The 7,434-nt window shown below is 50.2% G+C and carries 6 protein-coding genes, 8 tRNA genes and 1 pseudogene; all 15 read left to right on the forward strand.

What is annotated here, in order from left to right:
• The first annotated feature begins 14 nt into the window (after window positions 1-14).
• Window positions 15-89: transfer RNA gene (locus KNP92_RS15535), tRNA-Asn, on the forward strand.
• Between the two features lie 5 nt (window positions 90-94).
• Window positions 95-169 (forward strand) — tRNA-Glu (locus tag KNP92_RS15540).
• Between the two features lie 4 nt (window positions 170-173).
• A tRNA-Val gene (locus tag KNP92_RS15545) sits at window positions 174-249 on the forward strand.
• 26 nt (window positions 250-275) lie between these two features.
• Window positions 276-348 (forward strand) — tRNA-Thr (locus KNP92_RS15550).
• A 6-nt stretch (window positions 349-354) separates the two neighbouring features.
• A tRNA-Tyr gene (locus KNP92_RS15555) sits at window positions 355-438 on the forward strand.
• A 5-nt stretch (window positions 439-443) separates the two neighbouring features.
• Window positions 444-516 (forward strand) — tRNA-Lys (locus KNP92_RS15560).
• Window positions 517-523: 7 nt separating this feature from the next.
• Window positions 524-598 (forward strand) — tRNA-Gly (locus KNP92_RS15565).
• Between the two features lie 10 nt (window positions 599-608).
• Window positions 609-684, forward strand: a tRNA-Ala gene (locus tag KNP92_RS15570).
• A gap of 200 nt (window positions 685-884) precedes the next feature.
• Complete coding sequence (gene rocF, locus KNP92_RS15575; protein WP_214842137.1) at window positions 885-1,778, forward strand: arginase; 894 nt, start codon at window positions 885-887, stop codon at window positions 1,776-1,778.
• A 141-nt stretch (window positions 1,779-1,919) separates the two neighbouring features.
• Window positions 1,920-2,495, forward strand: a complete 576-nt coding sequence (gene sigW, locus KNP92_RS15580) for an RNA polymerase sigma factor SigW (RefSeq protein WP_214842141.1) — start codon at window positions 1,920-1,922, stop codon at window positions 2,493-2,495.
• Entirely contained in the window at window positions 2,492-3,130 is a 639-nt protein-coding gene (locus tag KNP92_RS15585; RefSeq protein WP_214842143.1) for an anti-sigma factor, read from the forward strand. Before sigW ends, KNP92_RS15585 begins: the two co-directional genes overlap by 4 nt.
• A 128-nt stretch (window positions 3,131-3,258) precedes the next feature.
• The gene (cdaA, locus tag KNP92_RS15590) at window positions 3,259-4,119 is read left to right on the forward strand and encodes a diadenylate cyclase CdaA (protein ID WP_285801083.1); all 861 of its coding nucleotides are present in this window, start codon (window positions 3,259-3,261) and stop codon (window positions 4,117-4,119) included.
• Window positions 4,120-5,400 (forward strand): CdaR family protein, encoded by a 1,281-nt coding sequence (locus tag KNP92_RS15595; protein ID WP_214842145.1) that lies wholly within the window; start codon window positions 4,120-4,122, stop codon window positions 5,398-5,400.
• A gap of 36 nt (window positions 5,401-5,436) precedes the next feature.
• The gene (glmM, locus tag KNP92_RS15600) at window positions 5,437-6,795 is read left to right on the forward strand and encodes a phosphoglucosamine mutase (RefSeq protein WP_214842147.1); all 1,359 of its coding nucleotides are present in this window, start codon (window positions 5,437-5,439) and stop codon (window positions 6,793-6,795) included.
• Between the two features lie 357 nt (window positions 6,796-7,152).
• Window positions 7,153-7,434 (forward strand): annotated as a pseudogene (locus KNP92_RS15605) (glutamine--fructose-6-phosphate transaminase (isomerizing)); the annotation flags it as partial.

The raw sequence follows: 7,434 nt of genomic DNA on the forward strand, positions 1-7,434 counted from the left end.
CCAGGCAAGATCGTTCCGCAATAGCTCAGTGGTAGAGCAACCGGCTGTTAACCGGTAGGTCGTAGGTTCAAATCCTACTTGCGGAGCCAATTTAGGCCCGTTGGTCAAGCGGTTAAGACACCGCCCTTTCACGGCGGTAACACGGGTTCGAATCCCGTACGGGTCACCATAATGGAGGATTAGCTCAGCTGGGAGAGCACCTGCCTTACAAGCAGGGGGTCGGCGGTTCGATCCCGTCATCCTCCACCATTTTTATAATCAATCAAACCATATATGCCGGTGTAGCTCAGTTGGTAGAGCATCTGACTTGTAATCAGAGGGTCGAGGGTTCGAATCCTTTCGCCGGCACTCCTTGGGGGGGTAGCGAAGTGGCTAAACGCGGCGGACTGTAAATCCGCTCCCTCGGGTTCGGCGGTTCGAATCCGCCCCCCCCCACCAGGTTTGAGCCATTAGCTCAGTTGGTAGAGCATCTGACTTTTAATCAGAGGGTCGCAGGTTCGAGCCCTGCATGGCTCATTTTTTTGCGGAAGTAGTTCAGTGGTAGAATACGACCTTGCCAAGGTCGGGGTCGCGGGTTCGAATCCCGTCTTCCGCTCCATATCATTCCCGGGGCCTTAGCTCAGCTGGGAGAGCGCCTGCCTTGCACGCAGGAGGTCAGCGGTTCGATCCCGCTAGGCTCCACCATTTGTTTGTTTCTTAAGTTATTGATGACTTAAGTTTTTTTTTGCCTAAAACCATGAACCATTCACTTAAGAGTACAGAGAAAGGCAGCCTGCCACCATTCAGGCTGCCTTTTTGTATGTTTATACACGACTGTGCGTTGTTGAACCACACGATTGATAGCGTTTACAATAAAGGTATTAATCGGTCAAGGGGGAATGGCAATGCAATGGTCATATATTGAAGTAGCGCTCCGTTATGGACAGGGGAAACACGGTGTCGATCAAGGTCCGGCAAAATTAAGGGAACTCGGATTAGAAGCATTATTGCCAGAAGGAACGGCAAAGCGGACGATTCGTGTCTTGCCGGAAACAGAAATTCGGGAGAATGAGGAGCATTTGAAACGTGTGGATGGGGTATTGCACACGGTGAATGAACTCGCGGAAGTCATTCACGAAGAGATGGAAGCGAATCGTTTTCCATTGATTGTCGGAGGCGATCATAGTATGGCCATCGGAACGCTCGCTGGCCTTGCGAAAACAGGTCCATATGGCGTCATTTGGGTAGATGCCCATGCGGATTTGAATACAGGGGAGACGTCACCTTCAGGGAATATTCACGGGATGCCGCTTGCAGCCGCTATGGGGATGGGCGACGTTCGTTTGACGGAAGTCGGGGGACGAGAGCCTAAGCTTCTACCGGAACATTTGGTCTATATTGGCCTTCGTGATATCGATGAAGGGGAAATCCGTGAAATTAACCGACTCGGTATTAAAGTCATCACGGTCGAAGAAGTTCGAACGCGCGGTGCAGACGTTATCATGCAAGAGGCAATCGCCTATTTACGTGAACGTGTCGGTCGCTTTTACGTCAGCTTTGACATGGACAGCTTCGATGCGAGTCTCGTTGCAGGTACAGGGACGCCGGTCGATGGGGGATTGACCGCTGAAGAAGGAAAAGCGATTGTCGCTGAGGCGATGACTGCAGGCGAATTGATTGCGATTGAACTTGTTGAATTAAACCCTTCCCTTGACGTGGAAGACAAAACGGCCCAGTTGGCGTTTGCACTTTGTGAGACAATTGTGAAATCCAAAGAAAACCTGTTATTGGAAAGTTGAATTAGCTTACATCCCTTACGGTTTCCAAATCCTTTTGCTACAATGGGTTTGGAAACTTTTTTTTGTTGGAGACGAAACTTATTTGATGGATTGCACGTATAGAGGGATGACCGCATAGCTGCGGAGAGGGAGAGTGGATTGATGGAACGGCTGACCACCCGTTTGGTCGACGAATTGCGGTCGGGGAATCACGATTCGTTTGCTGAATTGGTAGAACTGTACAAGGACGGTGTCTTTGCTGTCGCCTATAAGATTCTATATGACCGTGGCGAAGCCGAGGACGCTGCCCAAGAAACGTTCATACGAGCCTATACACGGATTGAGACGTACGACCCACAATATAAATTTAAAACATGGTTGTACCGAATCGCGACAAACGTCGCCATTGATCGACTTCGCAAACGGAAGCCGGAGTATTCAATGGATGCGGAAATCGCGGGTACCGAGGGTCTCACGTATCAAGACCACTTAGCTGATGAAGCGCCCCAACCCGATGCTCAAGTCGTTCATCGCGAAATTCGAGGTGAGATGCATGAGGCAATCAAGCAACTCCCTGACAAATATCGCATTCCGCTACTTTTAAAGTATGTGGATGATTTGTCATTAAAAGAGATTAGTGTGATGATCGATATGCCGGTCGCAACGGTTAAAACAAGGATTTTCCGGGGAAGAGAAATGTTGAAAACAATCTTTCAAAACAGGGAGGGGTTCAATTGACTCCTGAAGAAAAGCTACAACAATATTTGGAAGATGGCATCCTGCCCGAAGAATCTGACGAATTACGTCAATTACTCGAGGACGACGCCTTATACGAGGCCTACCTTCAATACGAACGAATAGATGCCGAACTAAAAGCTTTGCCAAGACCGAGATTGTCTGAGGACTTCACGGCTCGGGTCATGGCGGCTTTACCTGACGCCACAGCACGTCCGACTCATGTTCCGACAGCTGTGCCAGAACCGATTCAAACGCGGAAAGTGCGACGGACGCATTCGAGACAGATGGTTTGGTTCCGGAAACATCCTGGCCTGATTGCGGCTGTCCTCTTCTTCAGTTTGATGTCGAGCGCGACGCTCGGGCTATGGAACGGTTCAACGGAGACGATGACGTATACGAAAGTACCAGGAATCGTCGTCACGTCCAATGAAGTCGTCGTACCGGAAGGTGTCACTGTCGAGCGAGATATCACGGTTCAAGGAGGCGACCTCCGCATCGAAGGCAAGGTCGAAGGCAATGCGACGGCCGTCCACGGTCGTGCATATTTGGCAAGCGCCGGTGAAGTGACCGGTGAGCTCGAGCAAATTGATCGGATTTTCGAGTGGATTTGGTATTCCATCAAACAGTTGTTCTAAAGACGCCCGCGGGCGTCTTTTTTGTTCGTTTCAATCTGGTTTCGTTTTATCGCCAAGCGATGCTTCGTTTTGGAAATGTGATATAATAAAATTTGCACAATTGGCTAGGTAGTTGAGGAGGGGAGCATTTGCCGCTACTGGAACAGGTTTCATTCTTATCATTTTTTAGTCTTTCAGAGAACGTACATTGGTACGATTATTTGAACGACGTTTTAGATATCGTCGTCGTCACGTACGTCATCTATAAGTTGATGATGATCGTCCGTGGCACAAAAGCGGTTCAACTGATTAAAGGGATTTCAATCATCCTCGTCAGTTGGTTCCTCAGTGGATTCTTTGGATTGAAAACCTTGCAGTTTCTATTGAATCAAGTCATCACATATGGACTGCTCGGAATCATCATCATTTTCCAACCGGAACTCAGGCGCGGACTTGAACATTTAGGTCGGACGAGCAACTTATTCGGCCGAACGAGTGCGAGCGATGAGGACAAACAGCGTCAAATGATTGAGGCGATTGTCAGTTCAGCTCAATATATGTCAAAACGTCGAATCGGCGCATTGATTGCGATTGAGCGGGACACGGGCTTAAATGAGTACGTCGAGACGGGGATTCGAATGGATTCGCATATTACATCTCAATTGATCATCAACTTATTCATCCCGAACACGCCGCTCCATGACGGGGCGATGATTATCCAAGATGGGAAAATCGCCGCAGCGGCCTGCTATTTACCGCTATCGGAGAGCCCTCATATCGATAAAGCGCTCGGAACACGACATCGTGCAGCAATCGGCGTCAGTGAAGTGACAGATAGCGTCACGCTCACAGTGTCTGAAGAAACAGGTGCGGTATCGCTTGCGATTGCCGGCCGTTTGTATCGGGACTTGGATGAGGAGGGGCTCCGCAACAAGTTGATTCAAGAACTCGTCATCGAAGAAAAAGAGACGACACTCTCGTTCTTCGGCAAAAAAGGAGGGGACAAGTAAGTGATTGATCAGTGGTTACAACATAAGTGGTTTCTCCGCATCATCGCACTTGCTTTAGCCATCCTTTTATACTTTATGGTCGCCGAGACGAGTTCATCGACGGGCTCATCGAGCGCCTTGCCGATTGTCGGGCAAAGCTCGATGGCACTCGACGTGCCGGTAGAGGTGTTTTTCGATGAGGTTCAGTACGTCGCGTATAACGTGCCGGAAGAATTAAATGTCGAACTCCAAGGACCGTCGAGTAGTTTAACGATGACTCGATTGGTGAAAGACTATCAAGTATTCGTCGACTTGACGAACCTCGGAACCGGGTTCCATCGTGTCCCGGTCGAGGCCCGTGGCTTCGGGGGAGACGTGAACGTTAAACTCGAACGGGATACGGTCGAGATTTATATCGATCGCAAACAAACGGTAGAAGTACCGGTCTCTGTGAACTTGTTAAATAAAGATCAGCTACCGGAAGGCTTTGTCATCGGGGACGCTGAAATCGAGCCATCGACGGTGAAAGTATCCGGTGGGGCGAGTCGCATTCAAAACGTGAAAGAGATTACGCTGAACGTCGATGTCGCGAATCAAAACCAAACGTTCACTCGCGAGTTGCCACCGACCATTCTCGATGCGAACGGGAATCCGCTCAACGTTACTGTCGAGCCAAATATCATTCGTGTGACAGTTCCTGTCTATGAACAGAGCGCCCTCGTCCCAATCGAGGTCGTGACGACGGGTGACGTCGCGGACGACTATCGTCTCGTCGATACGCTTCTCGCCAATACAGAAGTCCGTGTCTTCGCGCCGGCTGACGTACTCAGTAATCTTGATACGGTCGAGACGGCTCCAATTGATTTAGACGGCTTAGACGCCAACAATAAAGTCAAAGCAACACTTCAGTTACCAGATGGCGCTACATCACTCGGTGAAAGAGAAGTGGATGTGCAACTGCTCGTTCGCGGAATCGACGACACACGTGACGACACGGGTGAATTGACCGAGCGGGTTCGTTTGACGGTTCCGGTGACGGTGCGAGGCTTTGATCGGACGAACTATACGCTTCGGGCTCCGGACGTCGTCAGTGTGACGCTATCGGGTAAGCGTGCGCTTCTTGAAAGCGTCACATCAAACAGTGTCGGCGTGACGTTGGACTTGACCGGGCTTCCGAGCGGGTTACATGGTGTGGATGTCGATTACGAAGTACCAAAAGGCGTGACCGTCGTCTCGCCAAAAACAATTGACGTCGAATTGACGAGCGTCGATGACGAAACAGAGACGTCTTCGCTTCAATAAGACGTTCCAATTATACAAAAGTGAGGAATTGATTATATGGGTAAATATTTTGGAACAGATGGTGTTCGCGGTGTTGCGAACTCAGAGTTAACAGCAGAATTAGCATATCGTTTAGGCCGTGCTGGCGGTTATGTATTATCGAAACACTTACCGGCCGGTGAACAGCCGAAAGTCTTGATTGGTCGCGATACACGCATTTCAGGTCACATGTTAGAAGGGGCACTCATCGCGGGTCTTCTCTCAATCGGGGCAGAAGTCATGCGGCTCGGTGTCATCTCGACGCCAGGGGTCGCGTATTTGACGAAGTCACTCGATGCGACGGCCGGTGTCATGATCTCCGCGTCGCATAACCCAGTCGCAGATAACGGCATCAAGTTCTTCGGGAGCGACGGGTTCAAACTCGATGACGCAACCGAAGCAGAAATCGAAGATATTTTAGATGCGGCAGAAGATACGTTGCCGCGTCCAGTTGGCAAAGACCTCGGCTTCGTTTCGGATTACTATGAAGGGGCACAAAAGTACCTTCAAATGTTGAAACAGACGGTCGACGAAGACTTTGACGGCCTTCATATTGCTCTCGACTGCGCCCATGGTGCAACGAGCGGACTTGCGGCTCGTCTGTTCGCCGATCTTGAAGCGAACGTGTCAACAATCGGAAACTCACCGAACGGCTTAAACATCAACGAAGGTGTCGGTTCGACGCATCCGGAACACTTGGCTGAATTCGTTCGTGAAAAGGGCGCGGATATGGGTCTTGCGTTTGATGGCGACGGCGATCGTTTGATTGCCATCGACGAGAACGGAGACGTGGTCGATGGCGACATGATCATGTACATTTGCGGGAAGTATTTGAGCGAGCAAGGCCGCTTAAAAGACAATACGATCGTCGCAACGGTCATGAGTAACCTTGGCTTCCACAAGGCGGTCGAAGAAGCTGGCATGACGGCTCTTCAAACGGCAGTCGGTGACCGGTATGTCGTCGAAGAGATGAAAAAGCATAACTACACACTCGGTGGCGAGCAGTCAGGTCACTTGATCTTCCTCGATCACTCGACAACAGGAGACGGCATGCTCTCAGGTGTACAACTCGCTCAAATCGTTAAATCGACAGGGCGCAAACTGTCTGAACTCGCAGCGGAGATGCCGGTGTACCCGCAAAAACTCGTCAATATTCGTGTCACGGATAAAAACGAAGCGATGAACGGAGAACGTGTACTTGCGACAATTCAAGAAGCTGAGGCTGAAATGAACGGGAACGGACGTATTCTCGTTCGTGCGTCAGGTACAGAACCGCTCGTTCGTGTTATGGCTGAAGCGCCGACAGCGGAAGAGTGTGACCGTTACGTCGAAAAAATCGCCCAAGTTGTGCGCGAAGATTACGGTGTTGAAGGATAATTTTGTCCAAACAGGGAATAACACAAGGGAATCCAACTGCGGATTCCCTTTTTGTTTCCGTTTTGTCATTGTGAAATCTAGTGATTTTCTTGACGAATGGGGGTGTGATTTGTACTATTAAGAGCGTGACCTTAGAAACGGAGGGACACAGAGTACGAGAAAGCGCCAGAACTCTACGGAGTTGACGAGGTTGGAGGTTATCGAGTTTTCGGCGGATGCCTCCTAGTCGCCTGTCACGACTGAAAGTCTTTCATCAAAACGCCCGGGTGACCGGACGGACAAAGTGAAAGGCGATGACAGCTCTTTGAAAAAGCCCGTTTCCTTTTTCGAGAAATCGAATATAGAGGAGAATTGTTTATGTGTGGAATTGTAGGAATGATTGGGAACACCGGCGCGAAGGAAATCCTTCTCAAAGGTCTTGAAAAACTCGAGTACCGTGGTTATGACTCGGCTGGCCTTGCGTTGATGCAAGACAATGTCAACGTGCATAAGGAAGTCGGACGCATCGCCGCGCTACGCGAAATCGTCCCAGCAGAAGTAGACGGCACGATTGGAATCGGCCACACACGTTGGGCGACACACGGGGTGCCGAGCGTCCCGAACGCCCACCCGCACCAGAGCACGACAGCCCGCTTCACG

The sequence above is a fragment of the Exiguobacterium sp. s122 genome (genome assembly GCF_018618475.1).
Lineage (GTDB): Bacteria > Bacillota > Bacilli > Exiguobacteriales > Exiguobacteriaceae > Exiguobacterium > Exiguobacterium himgiriensis.

Bases quoted from the DNA above. Each gene is read 5' to 3' on its own strand.
- glmM (WP_214842147.1), top strand. From the start codon at position 5,437: ATGGGTAAATATTTTGGAACAGATGGTGTTCGCGGTGTTGCGAACTCA.
- sigW (WP_214842141.1), top strand. From the start codon at position 1,920: ATGGAACGGCTGACCACCCGTTTGGTCGACGAATTGCGGTCGGGGAAT.
- rocF (WP_214842137.1), top strand. From the start codon at position 885: ATGCAATGGTCATATATTGAAGTAGCGCTCCGTTATGGACAGGGGAAA.